The sequence below is a fragment of the Shewanella electrica genome (assembly GCF_022321485.1).
Lineage (GTDB): Bacteria > Pseudomonadota > Gammaproteobacteria > Enterobacterales > Shewanellaceae > Shewanella > Shewanella electrica.
In genome coordinates this window covers 1-17,798 of the sequence record NZ_JAKOGG010000008.1, presented here as the reverse complement: position 1 = coordinate 17,798, position 17,798 = coordinate 1, and the positions used below count along the sequence as shown (strand labels likewise).

At 49.8% G+C, this 17,798-nt stretch carries 14 protein-coding genes; 10 read left to right on the top strand and 4 right to left on the bottom strand.

The window, feature by feature from the left end; translation table 11 throughout:
• Positions 1–53: 53 nt before the first annotated feature.
• The 3 genes from glpE to L9G74_RS12260 all read left to right on the top strand — a co-directional run bounded on the left by glpE (position 54) and on the right by L9G74_RS12260 (position 3,046).
• Positions 54–362: a thiosulfate sulfurtransferase GlpE gene (glpE, locus tag L9G74_RS12270; protein WP_238896704.1), complete on the top strand. Its 309-nt coding sequence runs from the start codon at positions 54–56 to the stop codon at positions 360–362.
• Positions 355–1,185 carry a rhomboid family intramembrane serine protease GlpG gene (gene glpG / locus L9G74_RS12265; protein ID WP_238896703.1) on the top strand — a complete coding sequence of 277 codons (831 nt, stop codon included), beginning with the start codon at positions 355–357 and terminating at the stop codon, positions 1,183–1,185. Before glpE ends, glpG begins: the two co-directional genes overlap by 8 nt.
• A gap of 118 nt (positions 1,186–1,303) precedes the next feature.
• Positions 1,304–3,046, top strand: a complete 1,743-nt coding sequence (locus tag L9G74_RS12260; RefSeq protein WP_238896702.1) for a M1 family metallopeptidase — start codon at positions 1,304–1,306, stop codon at positions 3,044–3,046.
• Between the two features lie 73 nt (positions 3,047–3,119).
• On the opposite strand, the gene elbB is transcribed toward L9G74_RS12260, so the two are convergent.
• Positions 3,120–3,773, bottom strand: coding sequence for an isoprenoid biosynthesis glyoxalase ElbB (gene elbB / locus L9G74_RS12255; RefSeq protein WP_238896701.1), 654 nt, complete (start codon positions 3,771–3,773; stop codon positions 3,120–3,122).
• A gap of 386 nt (positions 3,774–4,159) precedes the next feature.
• Here elbB and polA point away from each other — a divergent pair, with 386 nt between their 5' ends.
• On the top strand, positions 4,160–6,919 hold the full coding sequence (gene polA / locus L9G74_RS12250; RefSeq protein ID WP_238896700.1) for a DNA polymerase I: 2,760 nt from the start codon (positions 4,160–4,162) through the stop codon (positions 6,917–6,919).
• Positions 6,920–7,423: 504 nt separating this feature from the next.
• Here the strand turns inward: polA and yihA are convergent.
• The gene (gene yihA / locus L9G74_RS12245; RefSeq protein ID WP_238896699.1) at positions 7,424–8,077 is read right to left on the bottom strand and encodes a ribosome biogenesis GTP-binding protein YihA/YsxC; all 654 of its coding nucleotides are present in this window, start codon (positions 8,075–8,077) and stop codon (positions 7,424–7,426) included.
• A gap of 135 nt (positions 8,078–8,212) precedes the next feature.
• Between yihA and L9G74_RS12240 the strand changes: the two genes are divergently transcribed.
• From L9G74_RS12240 to hemN, 5 genes are all read left to right on the top strand, one after another.
• Entirely contained in the window at positions 8,213–8,836 is a 624-nt protein-coding gene (locus L9G74_RS12240; RefSeq protein ID WP_238896698.1) for a c-type cytochrome, read from the top strand.
• Between the two features lie 387 nt (positions 8,837–9,223).
• The gene (locus L9G74_RS12235) at positions 9,224–9,862 is read left to right on the top strand and encodes a class I SAM-dependent methyltransferase (protein WP_238896697.1); all 639 of its coding nucleotides are present in this window, start codon (positions 9,224–9,226) and stop codon (positions 9,860–9,862) included.
• A 92-nt stretch (positions 9,863–9,954) separates the two neighbouring features.
• Positions 9,955–10,494 (top strand): Der GTPase-activating protein YihI, encoded by a 540-nt coding sequence (gene yihI, locus L9G74_RS12230; protein WP_238896696.1) that lies wholly within the window; start codon positions 9,955–9,957, stop codon positions 10,492–10,494.
• Between the two features lie 9 nt (positions 10,495–10,503).
• Positions 10,504–10,971, top strand: a complete 468-nt coding sequence (locus tag L9G74_RS12225) for a DUF2489 domain-containing protein (protein WP_238896695.1) — start codon at positions 10,504–10,506, stop codon at positions 10,969–10,971.
• 194 nt (positions 10,972–11,165) lie between these two features.
• Positions 11,166–12,542, top strand: a complete 1,377-nt coding sequence (gene hemN, locus L9G74_RS12220) for an oxygen-independent coproporphyrinogen III oxidase (RefSeq protein WP_275297392.1) — start codon at positions 11,166–11,168, stop codon at positions 12,540–12,542.
• Between the two features lie 70 nt (positions 12,543–12,612).
• Here the strand turns inward: hemN and add are convergent, their stop codons facing one another.
• Positions 12,613–13,608 (bottom strand): adenosine deaminase, encoded by a 996-nt coding sequence (add, locus tag L9G74_RS12215; protein ID WP_238896693.1) that lies wholly within the window; start codon positions 13,606–13,608, stop codon positions 12,613–12,615.
• A gap of 254 nt (positions 13,609–13,862) precedes the next feature.
• On the opposite strand from add, the gene L9G74_RS12210 reads away from it, so the two are divergent.
• Positions 13,863–14,807, top strand: a complete 945-nt coding sequence (locus tag L9G74_RS12210; RefSeq protein WP_238896692.1) for an alpha/beta fold hydrolase — start codon at positions 13,863–13,865, stop codon at positions 14,805–14,807.
• Here L9G74_RS12210 and L9G74_RS12205 read toward each other — a convergent pair.
• On the bottom strand, positions 14,781–17,120 hold the full coding sequence (locus tag L9G74_RS12205) for a putative bifunctional diguanylate cyclase/phosphodiesterase (RefSeq protein WP_238896691.1): 2,340 nt from the start codon (positions 17,118–17,120) through the stop codon (positions 14,781–14,783). The genes L9G74_RS12210 and L9G74_RS12205 overlap by 27 nt on opposite strands.
• Positions 17,121–17,798: the final 678 nt, after the last annotated feature.

The window sequence follows — 17,798 nt, the reverse complement described above, 5'->3', positions numbered from 1 at the left end:
GGCAAAATGTGATCAGCATCAACAAATTAGGCTCCGACACATTAGGTATCACTATGTCGACTTATAAGATTCTGAACATTTCTGAACTGCAACAACGTCTGCAACAAGGCGACGAATTACAAATCATCGATATCCGCGATCCCGCCAGTTTTGAGCAGGGCCATATCGCCGGTTCTATGCGCGTGGGTAACGACAATATCGCCCAATTTATGACCGAGGCCGATTTAGACGCGCCTTTAGTGGTGGTGTGCTACCACGGCATCAGCAGCCAAGGCGCCGCTGAATACCTACACCAACAAGGCTTTGACGATATCTACAGCCTCGAAGGTGGTTACACCGCTTGGGCCGCCGCCAATGGTTGAAATTGGCCGACTGGCATCACCCCGTGCCGTCATGGCACTGACCGATTATCTCAAAAGCCAAGGGATTGAAACCCACCTTGAGCATGTGGCCCAAGGTACGGCAATTTTCGTGGTCGATGACAGTCACGCCACCGCGGCGCAGCGCGAGTTCGCCGCCTTTATCCATAACCCAATGGATGCCAAATACTTACAAGCCTCGTGGGATGTGGGTGATAACCGCACCAAACTCGATTACGGCGCGCCGGGGCTACAACTCCTGAGTCAAATCATTACCGGCGCAGGCCCCGTCACGTTAATTACCTTAATTGCGTGCGTGGCTATCTATATCGCCATGCTGTTTATGCCAGAAGCCATCTTCAGCGCACTGTCATTTTTTGGGGCAACATCGGAGAGCCATTGGCAATTCTGGCGTCTGTTTACTCCGAGTCTGTTGCATTTTTCCCTGATGCATATCGCCTTCAACATGCTGTGGTGGTGGTACCTCGGTGGTCGCATTGAAAACAGCCTCGGCAGTGGCCGTTTATTACTGCTGCTGGTCGTCGCGGGTACCTTACCCAACATGGTGCAGTTTTTCTTTGATGGCCCCAACTTTGGCGGACTTTCCGGCGTGGTTTATGGCTTAATTGGTTACAGCTGGGTCATGAGCCAATGGGCGCCGCAACGCGGTTTAGTGTTACGCCCAGCGCTGATGGGCTTTATGCTGCTGTCACTGGTACTGGGGTTTAGTGGCGTGATGGGCGATAACATCGCTAACAACGCGCACTTAGCAGGGTTATTGGCGGGTTTAGTTCAAGGTTGGCTCGATAGCCGCCGTAAAAGCTAGCCTCAGCTGATTTCTTCACAGAATTGAAACGATTGGCAACATTTTAGGCGTAGTGACCACCGCTATTGCACGGCACAATGGCGCTCTGGTTTCCGCATAATAATGATACTTAGCCACGATGAAATCCTACGTTTACTTGCTCGCGCCGTTGCTGTCACTTGCCAGCGCCGGTTGTAGCAACCTTAATAACACGCCCGAAAAACCGCTATATACCGCGCTTACCAAAGAATCCGGCGGCGAGATGCCGGCGACACAACGGGACTTGTTGTTCAAAAAAGCCGAGCTGCATTGGCAAGTGTTTCCCGACACGGAAACTATTGCAGGTCATGCGGTATTGAGCTTTGTAGCCAAAGCGCCGTTAACAGAATTTTCCGTCGATCTCGACCGCGAACTGCCTATCAGCCACATCGACATTGATGGCAAGCCGCTAACTGCAGAGCAATGGCGTAATCCCGAAGGCCGCGTGTTTATTAATTTGCCGCAACCACTTGCGCAAGGAACCGCCTTTACGGTCAGCATCGATTACGCTGGTAAACCTCATCAAGCCAAACATGCCCCGTGGGATGGCGGCTTTGTGTGGAGCAAAACTGAAGACGGCCAACCGTGGATTGCCACCGCCGTACAAGGCGAAGGCTGCGATCTGTTCTGGCCGTGTATCGACCAACCGATGGGCGAGCCAGAAATTGCCGAGCTGTTTATCAAAGTGCCAGCACCGCTGGTCGCGCCATCTAACGGCAAATTGCTCGGTATGACTGAACAAGATGGCTGGCGCACCTATCATTGGCAAGTTACCCAACCTAATACTTATGCCGTAGCACTTAATATCGGCCCCTATGAAGAGCTACAAGCCGCTTATCACAGCCGCTACGGTCATCAATATCCACTGCACTACTGGTACCTCAAAGGCGATAAAAAAGCGGCCGAAGGATTGTTTGCTGAGTTTCCCAAACAGTTGGAATTTTTTGAGCGCTACATCGGCCCTTATCCGTTTTGGCAAGACAAAATGGCGGCGGTAAACACGCCGCACCTTGGCATGGAACACCAAACGATCAACGCCTATGGCAACCACTACGCCAAAGAACTGTTTGGCTACGACAGCCTGCTGCAGCACGAACTGGCGCATGAATGGTTTGGTAATCAACTGACCAATGAAAACTGGGATGATTTCTGGTTACACGAAGGTTTTGCCACCTATATGCAGCCGCTGTATGCCGAATATCTGCATGGCAGAATGGCCTACGATGCGATGTTGTATGGCATTCGCGCCAAGATCAGCAATAAGGCACCAATGGTATCGGGTGAATCTAAAACCGAAGAAGGTGTCTACGATGAAAAACGCGGCCCCGGCCAAGATATTTACAACAAAGGCGCGCTGGTGCTGCACACACTGCGTAACTACCTTGGTGGTGAGCAGTTCTTCCGCGCTATTCGTGAATTAGTCTATGGCACCGCCGATCCGTTGCCAGGTAACTTCAAACCGCTGTACAGCAATACCAAAAACTTTATCGCCATCGTCAACCGCGTGAGCGGCCAAGACCTGTCAGGCTTTTTTAACACCTACCTCTACCAAGCGCAGCTGCCCAAACTGATGAGCCAACGCCAAGGCGATGTATTGAAAATCAGCTGGACACAAACCCAAGGGGATTTCTCGTTGCCGGTTGAAGTGTTGGTCGATGGCAAGCTGCGTACGGTACCGATGCCGCAAGGGCACGGTGAGCTGATCGTCGGCAACGCTGACCATATTCAGCTCGACCCACAGCAAAAGTTACTCAAAGATGAACCTTATTTTGCCGAGTACCAAGCGTGGACCAAGGCGCAAAAGGAACGAGCAAAAGCGCAACAGGCAAAGAAAAAGCAGTAACAACTGCCACACCATAAAAATGCCGTGGCAGCTAACGCTGCGCACGGCATTTTCTATTAGGCTTGATGGGCGGTTAAGCGCGCTCTAGCACCTTAGTCACCAGTTTCTCAATGCCGTTATGCACTTCAACAATGTTGCCCGCCAACATATAAGCTGGTGTGCTCACCACGTTATGCTCGGCATCCACTATCACTTCATCGACCTGTGCCGCTTGATGATCGCCGCCCATCGCATTAAATGCCGCCGCGGTATCCGCATCCGTACCAATCGTGCCTTTAACGCCTGCGCCATACAGCAACGGCATCATCACCGGCGAGATACAGATAAAACCCACCACTTTCTTTGCCGCAATAAACTGACCAATAAACTCAGCCACTAATGGCGCAACCTGCGCTGCCGCACCGTTGACAGCAAAATCACAAAGATTCTTCGCCGCGCCAAAACCACCGGGGATCACCAAACCATCAAACTCGCTGAGATCCAGCTCGGTAGTGGCTTTGATATCGCCACGGGCAATGCGCGCCGATTCCACCAGCACATTGCGCGTTTCAGCTTGTGCCACTGCACCAGCGGCATGGTTAATCACATGCAGTTGGTCAATATCTGGCGCAAAACATTGATAACTCGCGCCCGCTTTCGCCAACGCCAGCAAGGTCAACACCGCTTCATGAATTTCGCTACCATCAAATACACCGCAGCCACTCAGTAGCACCGCTATTTTCTTCATTAAAAAATTCCTCTTATGTCATTTGAGTTTAACAAAAGTGTTATGAAACTGTTGATCCGCTCAAAAATCATGCTAACTTATTCCAACTGTTCCAGCGAGCTCCCTTCAGCGGATCCTCTGCAGTAAATCTGGAAATGGAATTTTAGAAATCCACAGACAGGAAAATTTACCCAAAGTAAAGCACAACGCACAAAAAAATAATTAGCGAATTAAAAACAGTATGTTAGCTGTTAGGATGAGTTAGCCTTTCTCCTGTTACCCACGCTGTTAACTTTTTCACTCACAGACTTATCCACAGGCTGAGAGGATTTTGTCGTGGCTCAAATTTCCCTTATGTGGCATCCTTTACCGCTAATTCAAATAGCTAAAAAATCGATTTCGACACTATGCCAAAAATCGCCGACAACCCACTGATCCTTGTTGATGGATCGTCTTATCTTTACCGAGCCTATTATGCACCGCCGCACCTGACCAACTCAAAAGGTGAGGCCACGGGTGCCGTGTATGGGGTTGTCAACATGCTGCGTAGCTTGCTGTCGCGCTATACGCCGTCGCAAATGGCGGTGGTGTTTGATGCCAAAGGGCCGACTTTCCGCAACGAGATGTATGCCGACTACAAGGCGCACCGTCCGCCGATGCCCGATGATCTACGCAGCCAAATCGAGCCGCTACATAAAATCATTAAAGCACTGGGGCTGCCGTTGTTGTGCGTGTCTGGCGTAGAAGCTGACGACGTCATCGGCACACTGGCCTGCCAAGCGAGCAAAGATGGCCGTGCCATCTTAATCAGCACTGGTGATAAAGATATGGCGCAATTGGTGGACGACAACGTCACACTGATCAACACCATGACTGACACCATTTTAGGGCCAGAAGAAGTCACCACTAAGTTTGGCGTCGGCCCTGAGCTAATCATCGATTTGCTGGCGCTGATGGGCGACAAAGCCGATAACATTCCCGGCCTGCCGGGGGTGGGTGAAAAAACAGCACTAGCGATGCTCACCGGCCTCGGTGGCGTTAGTAAGATTTTAGCAAATCCGGATGATGTTACGCCGCTAGGTTTCCGTGGTGCTAAAACCATGGCGCAAAAGATCCGTGATAACGCTGAAATGTTGCAGCTGTCTTACGAGCTAGCCACCATCAAAACCGACTGTGAGTTGGATATCCAATGGGATGCGCTCAATATTGAGCAACCCAATCGCGATGAACTGATCAAACTCTACGGCGAAATGGAGTTCAAACGCTGGCTCGGCGAAGTGCTGGATAACAAAGCGCCGCAAAATGCCCACAAAGAAAGCGCAAGTGCCGAAGATGTGGCAGAAACCGCCGCAGTGGAAATCGCCTACGACACCATTCTCACCCACGAGCAGTTCGATAGTTGGCTGGAGCAACTCCGCAAGGCGGACGAGCTTGCGGTGGATACCGAAACCACCAGCCTGAACTATATGGATGCCGAGCTAGTCGGTATCTCGTTTGCTATCGAACAAGGCAAAGCGGCCTACCTGCCGCTGATGCACGACTACATAGACGCACCAGCACAACTCGACAAAGCTGACGTGCTCGCCAAACTGAAACCGATTTTGGAAGACCCCACCATCGGCAAAATCGGCCAAAACCTCAAATATGACATTAGTATTTTCGCTAACGTCGGTATCACCCTCCAGGGCGCGCGCTTTGACACCATGTTGGAATCTTACGTATTCAACTCGGTCGCCTCGCGCCACGATATGGACGGCTTGGCGCTGAAATATCTCGGCCATAAATGTGTCAGCTTTGAAGAGATCGCCGGTAAAGGTGCCAAACAAAAAACCTTTAACCAGATTGAGCTAGACACCGCCGCTTATTATGCCGCGGAAGATGCCGACATCACCCTGCGCCTACATCAGCACCTGTGGCCACGTTTGAGCAAAGAAACCGGCCTGCCAAGTGTCTTTACTGACATCGAGCTACCGCTGATCACCATTTTGTCGAAAATGGAACGCAACGGCGTACTGATCGACAGCATGCTACTGGGGCAGCAGAGCGAAGAACTGGCGCGCAAAATTGACGAGCTGGAACAGAAAGCCTTTGAGATCGCCGGTGAAGAGTTCAACCTCGGCTCGACTAAACAACTGCAACAGCTATTCTTTGACAAGCTCGGTTATCCGGTCATCAAAAAAACTCCAAAAGGCGCCCCATCTACCGCCGAAGAGGTGTTAGTCGAACTGTCGCTGGATTACCCGCTACCAAAAGTGATTTTGGAGCACCGCAGCCTGACCAAGCTGAAAAGCACCTACACCGACAAATTGCCGCTGATGGTCAACGGTAAAACAGGCCGCGTGCATACCAGCTATCACCAAGCCAATGCTGCCACGGGCCGTTTGTCCTCAAGCGACCCGAACTTGCAGAATATTCCAATCCGCACCGAAGAAGGCCGTAAGATCCGCCAAGCCTTTATTGCGCCAACCGGCCGCAAAGTATTGGCCGCCGACTACTCGCAAATTGAACTGCGCATTATGGCGCACCTGTCTGGCGATGAAGGCCTGCTAACCGCCTTCGCCGAAGGTAAAGACATTCACCGCGCTACCGCCGCCGAAGTGTTCGACGTCGCCTTTGAAACTGTAACCTCAGAGCAACGCCGCCGCGCCAAAGCGGTTAACTTTGGTTTGATTTATGGCATGTCAGCCTTTGGCTTGGCACGTCAGTTGGATATTCCACGCAGTGAAGCCCAAAGTTATATCGATACCTACTTCAAACGCTATCCGGGTGTGATGCGTTACATGGAAGAAACCCGCGCATTAGCTGCCGAGCAAGGCTACGTGTCTACGCTGTTTGGTCGCCGTTTGTATCTGCCAGAGATCAAAGACCGCAACGCCATGCGCCGCCAAGCAGCTGAGCGCGCGGCAATCAACGCGCCAATGCAAGGCACCGCCGCCGACATCATCAAAAAAGCGATGATTGCCGTTGATGCGTGGATCAGTAGCGAGCAACGTACTGATATCACCATGGTGATGCAGGTACACGACGAACTGGTGTTTGAAGTTGATGAAAACAACGCCGAGGCGCTAAAAGAGAAAATCTGCCAACTGATGGCAACCGCGGCCGACCTTAAAGTGCCATTGTTAGCCGAAGCTGGCTTAGGTGACAGCTGGGAACAAGCGCACTAGCCCACTGAGCACAACAATCGTGTTAACTACCCCAAAGCCATCGAAAGATGGCTTTTTATTTATAATCAGTAAGATAACTACAAATCTGGAAATTCATGTCGGCGATCGCTGGGCACAATTGTGATCATAGACGCGATTATTGAACGCAAAAATAAAAAACTGTTTTCAAAATACAGATAAATGGGCTATTATTCGCGGCGTAGGGTACAGAGGTTAAGATGTTCTATCTTTCAGACCTTTATTTCACTTTTAGTGATCAGCCAAATAATGGCGCCCCAGCCTCCACACAAGGCTGGGGCTTTTTTTTGCCTAACATTTAGAGTAATTACTTTAATTTGCTAAAAAGATGCGCTATTCTGGCGCAGAACCGTTGGATCACAGCTTTGACGGTTCTTGAGTCTTGTTGAATTTGGCTTCTCCCCAAAAGGGGCTAAATGAATTTACGCCGAGAACACAAAATGTCCTCGGCTTTTTTTTGCCTGAACGGCAGGAAGGAAGGGCAGATTATTCTGCGGCAGCAACGTTCTCATCGGCAGTTGCTGGGCCAACAAACCACTCTGTCAACATGCTCAGCACTTTAGGTTTGCCAGTGCCTTTCAATGATGAAAAACTCTCAACTCGCACGGCATCACCAAAATCGGCAAGCGCCTTACGCACGTCATTCACCGTTTTCATCCGTGCACTTTGGGTCAGCTTGTCAGACTTGGTCAGCAATACCAGCACTGGCAGTTGGCTTTCAACCGACCATTGCACCATCTGCATGTCTAAGTCTTTCAATGGATGCCGAATATCCATCAATACCACCACACCGTGCAAACACTCACGATGTTGCAGGTATTCACCCAGCGCTTGCTGCCATTTTTGCTTCATCGCCAATGGCACTTGCGCAAAACCGTAACCCGGTAAATCCACCAAACGGCAACCTGGTGCAGTTTCAAACACGTTGATCAGCTGTGTACGCCCCGGTGTTTTACTGGTTCTGGCCAAGTTTTTCTGTTCAGTCAATGCATTAAGTGCACTGGATTTACCCGCATTCGAGCGGCCAGCAAAGGCAATTTCAATACCTTCATTACCGGGAATGTGCTGTTCGAGGTGGTCGATATCCGGCGCGCTGATCACAAAGTGTGTTTTGCGAAAATCGATGCTTGAGTCAGTCAAGTGAAACTCTCCGTTGCCTAAAAACACCGCAGCTAACATGCGTTGCGGTCAAATTTATGTAAAAATGCGCTCATTAGCCCGTCATTCTAACATGCCTAAGCGTTTACACCGAAAATCATCATGAGCAAATTCACTATGCGAGTCGTGGCCCTAGTGTCACTGTGGTGCGGACTGACCCAATACTCATTAGCAACGCCCAACGATATTCAGGCCGGACAACAAAAATCGGCCAGTTGTGCTGGCTGCCATGGTGCGCAAGGGATTGCCCCCAGCGCCAACTTTCCTAACTTGGCTGGCCAATCCGCCAAATACCTCACCAAGCAATTGCACGATTTTAAACAAGCCGGCCAAGGCCGCGACGATCCGATGATGTCGAGTTTTAGCGCTCCGTTATCTGCCACCGATATTGCCCAGCTTGCCGCCTACTACGCCAGCCTGCCGCCCAGTAAACCCAGTGCACCGCTTGAGGATGACACCGGTAAACGGCTGTATCTCGGCGGCGATATGGCACGCGATATTGCCGCGTGTTCCGCCTGTCACGGTGTTAATGGTCAAGGGCTGGCGGCCGCAGGCTTTCCCGCGTTAGCTGGGCAACACGCACTGTATACCGAGCAACAACTGACTAAGTTTAAACAAGGGCAGCGCCATAACGACATCAACAATATGATGACCGATATCAGCCGCAAACTTACTCCCGCAGAAATTACCGCGCTAGCCGCCTATATCGCCACTTTAGCGCCACCAAAAGCAACAAATTGACGTTTACGTAAACTTGATAATAGTTGACACAGATCACTAAATGTTTTTTAATGTCGACGTTTTATGATTCCCAGTCAGTAAAAAAACCATAATTTTCTGGGAGCAATAGCGGTTGCAGAGTCATTTGGGGGACTCTCAGCTTATGGGAGTGCGGCAATCACTCCTCGCTATAGTGGGCATGATGCCTAACTAATAAAAAGGTCTGGACGGCCACAAACGACAAAGCACGGAATGCGTCAATAAAAATAGGGATATGACCGGGAGAGTCGTTCGCTTCGCATGGAATGCAACTAGCAGAATTGGGCACAAAGTGTCATCATCAAGCGGCAGCTCGTCTGCCGCTTTTTTATTTCTGTATTTCTCTAAATTTATTGGAATATGAAGTAGATGCCGAATTGTCCTCTGTGCCGTACCTTAGCAACGAAACCACACTATCACGATAAGAAACGCAGTTTCTTTTTGTGTGATTGCTGCGGACTAGTGTTTGCCGATCCCAACAGCGTACTCCCCCCACCGATTCAGCGGCAGCGTTATGGCCGCGCGCAAAAGCACAGCAAACAGCAACAACTGGAAGCGTTTATCGATGTGTTGATGACGCAACTCACCAGCCTGGGTAGCCAGCCGCTGGAAGGCTTGAATTTCGGCCGGGTGTTATCAGCAACGGCACTAGCCCGAGTTGCTGAAGCGGGCTACCAAATCCGTCAGTTTGATCCTTTCTTTGCTCCCGAACGCCAATGGCTACATCAACCATACGACTTTATCTGTAGCTATCGGGTATTTGAGCATTTTCACACGCCAGCACGTGAGTGGCAGTTGCTCAATCAGTTGCTAAAACCCGGCGCTTGGCTGGCAATTTCGACACCGTTGCTACGCTCCGTCGATGCATTTGCTAAGTGGCACTTTAAGAATAATCCCACCCATGTGAGCTTTTATCAGCCACGGACTTTTGCTTATTTGGCCGAAATTTCCGGTTTATCGCTTTTATTTGCCGAAGGCGACTTTGTATTGATGCAAAAAGCAGCGTAATTTGCTATAAATCGCGCCCCGGTTGCAAAGCTGCAGTAAACTAGGATGAAAGCGCTTGCACCCTGATAGCAATTTCATCAAATGAGAGCCATATGACCAGAATTAAAAAGTCGCGCAACACCAATGAAAATGGTGCCAAGCGTGCACCGCGAACCAAAAAAGCTGAGCGCACTATCGCTCGCAAAAAACAAGATAACGGCAACAAATCTGGTAGCCGTCAATCCGTTGGGGCGCAGCCACAAAGCAATGGCGGCAAAGCGAAGAAAGACCCACGTATCGGCAGTAAAAAGCCGGTAGCCTTGACGCTGCCAACCACCAAAGAAGCGCCGATTGCCGCGGTTCGCGCAGTGAAACAAGCGCCGTTAACAGATGAGCAAAAGCTGGCACAGTTGGAAAACGACCCACGCCTGAACAACCTGTTGGATCTGCTGGAAGAAGGTAAAACCTTGTCAGCGGCAGACCAGCAATGGTTAGATAAGCAATTGAACGAACTTGAACGTTTGATGGCTAAGCTCGGTATTGATGATCTTGCTGATGCCGACGACGATGAATTTACTGATGATGAAGATCTGCTGGCCAAGTTCGATGCTGGCGAAGATCTGCTGAAGCAGTACCAAGAAGACGATAAGTAAGGAGCCGTTGTGCAGATATTGCTGGTAGTTGTAGCGCTTGTCATTGTGGTCGGCCTTGCCGCCTACGCCACTATGTTACTCATCCGTTTGCGCAAGCAGACACAAGCCAAACAAGCCGCAATTGCCGCACAACAGCAAGCCATACAGCAACGTCAGCAGCGCGTACTCGACGATATCCGCTACATCGCTTTGGCAATGACCGAAGACCGTTGTGAGATATCTGAGGGCGTGCTGCGCATTGCTAAACTGTTTGAAGCGTTATCACTCACCGAGCGTGTTGTTGATGACTACCCCGCCACCTATCAACATTATGAGTTGATCAAAACCCATCCGATTTTGGAACAGCGTAAGGCGCTGCCCAAACAGGAACGCATGCAGTTGGATTTCACCCGCATGAAATCTGAAGCGGCATTACAGGATGATATCCTCAGCGAAGCGAAGACCTTAGCGAAGTTTGAGCTCAAGCCGACCCATTAAAACTGGCTAAAGTTGGGCGCTTTGACGTGAGTCGGTGCACAAATCCGAGCCACTTGGGCAGACATTAGTAACTTTTTCATAGATATTCGCTGTTTCTTAAATATCCATGTAAGAATTTCAAACTGGATCAAGGTTATTTGGCGAGTAACATTGCATACTTCGCCTGTTGCTAATTTAATGTCGGAGGACGCGTCTTGGAGCAGCCCACTAAAATCAGCTGGGATCAGTCAATGATCGAGAAGTACAACTACAGCGGTCCGCGTTATACCTCATATCCGACGGCGCTGGAGTTCGATGATTCCTTCACTGAGGGCGATCTGCTATCGGCGATTGAACACAGCAAAAGCGATAAATTGTCGCTGTATATCCATGTGCCATTCTGTGCCAAGCTTTGCTATTACTGCGGCTGTAATAAGATTATTACCCGTCATCAGCACAAAGCGGACCAATATATCGAATATTTGGCAAGCGAAATTCTTAAACGTGCACCACTGTTTAAGCGTTACAAAGTGACCCAAATGCACTGGGGCGGCGGTACCCCGACCTTCCTCAATCCTGAGCAGATCCTGCGTTTGACCCAATTGCTCAAAGCCAACTTTGATTTTGCCGACGAAGGTGAATACTCGATTGAAGTTGACCCACGCGAAATTGAACTGACCATGCTGGATACGCTCAAAGAAGCCGGTTTCAACCGGATTTCTATCGGCGTGCAAGACTTCAATAAAGAAGTGCAAGAGGCCGTTAACCGCGAACAAGATGAAGAGTTTATCTTTGCGCTGATCAACAAAGCCAAAGCGATGGGTTTTGTGTCAACCAACGTGGATTTGATCTACGGCTTGCCACACCAAACCCCAGCGACGTTTGCGCAGACCATTCAACGCATTTTGGATCTATCGCCAGACCGTTTGTCAGTGTTCAACTACGCCCACTTGCCAGCACGCTTTGCCGCGCAGCGTAAGATTAAAGATGAACATCTGCCAACACCGCAGCAAAAGCTGGAGATCCTGCAGCATACTATCGAAACCCTGACTGGCGCGGGCTATCAGTACATCGGTATGGACCACTTTGCTAAGCCAGATGACGAGCTGTCAAAACTGCAACGCGAAGGTCGCCTGCACCGCAACTTCCAAGGTTACACCACCCAAGAAGAGTGCGATCTGTTAGGTTTGGGTGTGTCTTCCATCAGCCAAATTGGCGATTGTTACGCGCAAAACCAAAAAGATATTCGCCCATACTATGAAGCGATTGATGACCACGGTCATGCATTGTGGAAAGGCTGCAAATTGAACCGTGATGACGAAATCCGTCGTGCGGTAATCAAACAGCTGATCTGCCACTTTGATTTAGATATGGCAAAAATGGATGAGAAACTGGGCATCAACTTTGAAGAATACTTCGCAGAAGATTTGAAACTGCTGCAAACCTTCATCGATGACAAGCTAGTGACGGTGGCTGACCGCAAAATCCACGTTGGTGAAACTGGTCGTCTGTTGATCCGTAACATCTGTATCTGTTTTGACGTGTACTATCGCGAAAAAGCCCGTCAACAACAGTTCTCTCGCGTTATCTAAGCCGCTTCAATGCACAGAAAAGCCGACATTTCGTCGGCTTTTCTATTGGCTTAAGATGATCAAATAGCGTTTACGCTTTACTCGCATACAGCGCTTGGCGCTCGCTATCTGACAGGAAGGCCATCTCGATACCGTTACGTTGCAGTTGCTGCAGTTGCGCTGCCGTCAGTTGCAATTCTTGCTGCGCGATACAATATTCATGGGCAATATCGATGTTGCTCACGCCCGGATCATCGGTATTCAAGCCCACCAACAACCCCGCATCGATAAACTGTTTCAGCGGATGTACGGCGTAAGACGCTACGGTCGAGGTGTGCAAATTGCTGGTTGGGCAAGATTCAATGCCGATACGCTGTTTCGCTAAATAATCCATCAACTTGGCATCTTCTACCGCCTTGACGCCGTGACCAATCCGCACCGCGCCAAGCTCGTTAATCGCTTGCCAGATACTAGCAGCCCCCGCTGCTTCACCGGCATGCACGGTGACTTGCAAGCCCGCATCACGCGCTTTTTTAAAGTGATCATTAAACAGCTCGCCAGGGAAACCCAACTCATCGCCAGCCAGATCCACCGCGACCAAACCTTGGTGACAACTCACCAGCGCATTCATCTCATCTAAACAGGCTTGTTGACCAAAGGTGCGTGACAAAATACCGATCAATTTCACCTGGGTGTTGAAGTCACGCATACCAGCATTAACGCCATCAATCACCGCTTCGACTACCGCTTGTAGCGGCAATTTGTGGTTCATCGCCATGTAATAAGGGCTAAACCGCAATTCTGCGTAATCAATGCCGGAGTCAGCTACATCTTGGACGTTTTCATAAGCGACACGCCGCACCGCGTCCAAATCAGCCAAGACGGCCACCATCCAGTCTAGCTTGGCTAAAAAACCTAAGAGATCGGCTTCTTTTCCCTGAATTTGCACATGGGGAGCGAGTAACTCGGCCGAATTTGCTGGCAGCGCGATACCGTGCTGCTGACCGAGTTCCCAAATCGTTCGTATACGGACGTTGCCGTCCAAATGTCGGTGCAAATCCACCAACGGGATAGAAGTATCAATCATAAAAAGCCTCGTTCGCGTTACCTGCATTATTCGGAATTGGTAGTGGTAACTGCCTTATTCTAGCATGCGCGAGACGCTTCTCATTCAATGTGAATGTTACAAAAGTGCCGACTTTACCAAATCGCGGCAATCGGCTGGGGCAATCTCCAGCTGCAAAATCCCTTAGCCCCAATGATTTATCGACTTAAGTGACAACCACAGCGAGGCAATAACTGGTATGCTTTAGCGATGAAGTCGCAGCGTTAGGAGGTCTCGTGGGTAGATTTCGCAGTCAATATGACCATCCGCTATCAGAGCAGCAGCTAGAGCAATTCTGGCAACACGTTTCAGAAAGCAGCCTCACGCTCGCCGATGGTCACCACATGGCTTATTGCTATATTGAGCATCCGAATCACAACAAAGTTGTCGTCATCAGTAATGGCCGCGTAGAAAGCTATCTCAAATATATTGAAGTGATCTACGAATTGTATGAGCAAGGCTTTAGTGTGTATGCCGTTGATCATGTGGGACAAGGGTTATCAAGCCGACTTTGCCGCAATTCCCACATTGGCCATATCGATCGCTTTGACCGTTATGTTGACCATCTCAGCCAATTTGTGGCGGAGGTGGTGTTACCGCAACAACATCAGCATCGTTACTTGTTAGCACATTCGATGGGGGGAGCTATTGCTGCGCTCTATCTTGCACAACACAGTGAGCACTTTGAAGCAGCAGTATTCTGCGCCCCCATGTTTGGCATTAAGTTGCCACTGCCTAAGTCGTGGGTAAGTTGGTTAGCGAATAAGATGAACCGCTACTCTGGCGATAATGAACCCAATTACATCTTGGGTGGGCAGGATTATCACGCCAAGCCCTTTTATGGCAATCCACTAACGCACAGCCGCCAGCGCTACAGCCGCTTGTTAGCGTTATACCAACAAGTACCGCAAATCCAGCTGGGCTCACCGAGTAATCAGTGGTTATTAGCATCTCTACCAGCAGCGGAACAAGCATTGCAAGCAGCCAAGAAGTTGGCGATCCCCACGTTAATTTTGCAGGGCACCAATGACCGCGTGGTCGACAACAGTGCGCAATGGCGCGCCTGTGGGGAAAATACTCAGCTACAGCAGATTGAAGGCGCACGCCACGAGTTATTGATCGAGCACGATTGCTGCCGTAAGCAAACGATGGCGCTAATAATGGACTGGTTCAGCAGTTGAGCGTAATTGGCGCACTTCACCAGCGCGCGGCAGGAGTCGCGCAAACTCTGCCGCCGGTAACGGCTTACTCCACAAATAACCTTGAAACCAATCACAGCCATGGGCTTTGAGATAGGCATGTTGCGCTGGCGTTTCCACGCCTTCGGCAACAACATCTAACTTCAACGCATGTCCCATCTCAATAATGGCATTGACGATGGCATTGCCTCTATCATTTTCACCGATGTTGCGCACAAACGACGCGTCGATTTTTAATCGTGACAACGGCAGATGCTGTAGATAACTCAGCGATGAATAGCCCGTGCCAAAATCATCAATAGCAATTGAGAAGCCGGCCTGTCTCAACTCGTTAAAGCGGGTTTTCACGAGGGAGATATCGGTTAAAAACAGGTGTTCGGTGAGTTCTAATTCAAAGGCTGACGCCACCAGTTGCCGACCTTTAATCTCAGACAGTAAACGCTCGACAAAGTCCACATCGTTAAACTGACGTGCGCTGATATTGAGCGAAATTTTCGGTAACTGTTTGTCGGCGTTGATGACCAAAAACTCGCAAACATCCTTAATCAGCCAACGGGTTAAATTATCAATCAACCCGGAACGCTCAGCGACAGGAATAAACTCGGCAGGAGAGATAAAGCCAAACATCGGATGGCGCCAACGCAATAACGCTTCGGCACCAGCAAGTACACCATATTCATCAACAATCGGTTGGTAGTAAATCTCTAGCTGACGCTTGTCGATGGCATCACGCAGGTCGTTCTGAATGATTAACTGGGTACTAACCTGCCGTTCCATCTCCGGAGAGTAGATGACACAGTTATCGCGGCCACGCTCTTTGGCATCAAACATCGCCATATCGGCACAGCGCAGTAACTCACCGGAAGTCGTTGTCTCCCGAGGTTTAATGAGATGCACTCCAACGCTGGCAGAGACATTGAGCTTATGACCATTAATCACCAAACTCTGTGAAATACTCTGACGAATATCGCCCGCAATGGCAAATACGCTCTTGGTGGCCGCATCGTGGTTATCCGCGATATTCTCAACCACCAAAGCAAACTCGTCGGCGCCCATACGCGCTAGGAGGTGCGGGCTAGTGGCATCGGCCAAGCGTTTACTTACTTGCAGCAGCAAACTGTCACCAGACTTATGCCCTAACGCATCGTTGATCACTTTAAAGTTATCTAAATCGATCACAAACAGCGCACTAAAACTCAGCTGTTGTTCATTCGCCGCACAGAGACGCTGCAAACCGTTAATCAAGTGTTCACGGTTCGGTAGGTGAGTCAGTGGATCATGACTCGCCAAAAATGCCAGTGTATGTTGATTTTCAATATCGTTAGAAACATCGGTTTGAATGCCAACTAAGCGTGTGGGCCGCCCCAGTGCATTCCACGCCACCACCATGCCCCGGCTACGGACCCAAACATAATCTCCCGATTTATGTAGCAAACGATGTAACGACACATACTCATCGGCTTTGCCATCAAGGTAGTCTTGTAGCAGCGCCAGCGACGTTGGCAGATCCTCTGGGTGCAACAGCTTACGCCATGTAGCAAACTCTGGCGTTAGCTCCCCGGGCGCATAGCCGACGATCTCTTGCCAGCGGTCAGATAAAAACACCTCACCGGTCACCATATCCCAATCCCACAAACCATTGTTATTGCCATCCACGGCAAACAACCAGCGTTGCTCGTTTTCCTTGATACGCTCAAGCAACCTATCCGTATGCAGGTACAGCGCCTGTATGTCAGCATCTAGTTGCTGATAAAATTCAATCGGCCATTGTGGCTCAGGCACTAAATGTCGCTGGGCTAAGCGCTGTTTAAGCAGTGACAAGGGGTTGATGCACAAGCGATAAATCAGCAAGGCGATGCCAAGAAATAACAATGAGCTAATCACAGCAACAGCAATAAATAGATGATTGAAAGTACTGGTAGCTGCGGACACCTGTGGGAACAGGTCATATTCAACAAATACGGTGCTAATATCGGCATCGCTTTGAGGGTTGTATAACGCAATCGGAAAATAAATGAGCAATAGATCTCGCTCAGTATCGGCTTGATAACTGGGCGCTGCAGATTGACTCACCGCTTGGGCGACAGCGGGGGAATACTGATCGAATACATCCTGAGCAAAGGTATTTAGCCACAGAGAATGGTTAGCATAGCGAATAGTATTGTTACTATCGATAAATGCGATGGAAATAACATTCTCATTCGCCGCTAAATAACGTAACTCATCACCAGTACGGCGCTCATCTTGACTAATAGTCGCCTTGTTGATCGCATCGGCGGTATGCTCAAGCGCCAAAAAAATCTGCTGCTTAGCTTCGGTAACAGCAGTAGATGCTGCTAGGACTCTTCCGCCAAAATAAGCGCCGACCAACAACAAGCAATAACAGCAAAGCACAAGCGATGCTGTTAAATACGGTTTACGAAGCCAAGATAACGTCAAGCTGGCCCTCCGTTGCTGAGCGGACATACTAGGTCAAGGGAGCTTACAGCATATATTATGGCAGCGCCCAAGAATATCTGTAATCATGTTTTAGTGGCTAAGGATGATCTCTGTCGCATCTCTCCATACCCCTCATCGTAGCCAACATGCAAAGCATCTAGTGATCTACGCGACAGCGAACTCAGCCTCAATAAAAACATCAATTATTGATAGATACACCTACAGCGAAGGTGGGCACAACGTGCCAAGGGGCTATTTGTCTTTGCTGGTTATTTTTACAGCGGGCAGTGCGGGTTTTAGACAAGGCAGGTGAGGTGTCGTGTCGTTATGCTCCACTACAACAATGACCTACTCTCACATGGGGCGGTCCGACGTCTCGGAGCCACACACAAAGGTGGGCTTCCCCATGTAAATAAATTCAAAAGCAAAAAGGCCACCCGCTTGGGTGGCCTCTTCTAATTAGGCGTCTGGCGATGACCTACTCTCACATGGGGAAGCCCCACACTACCATCGGCGCGATTGTGTTTCACTTCT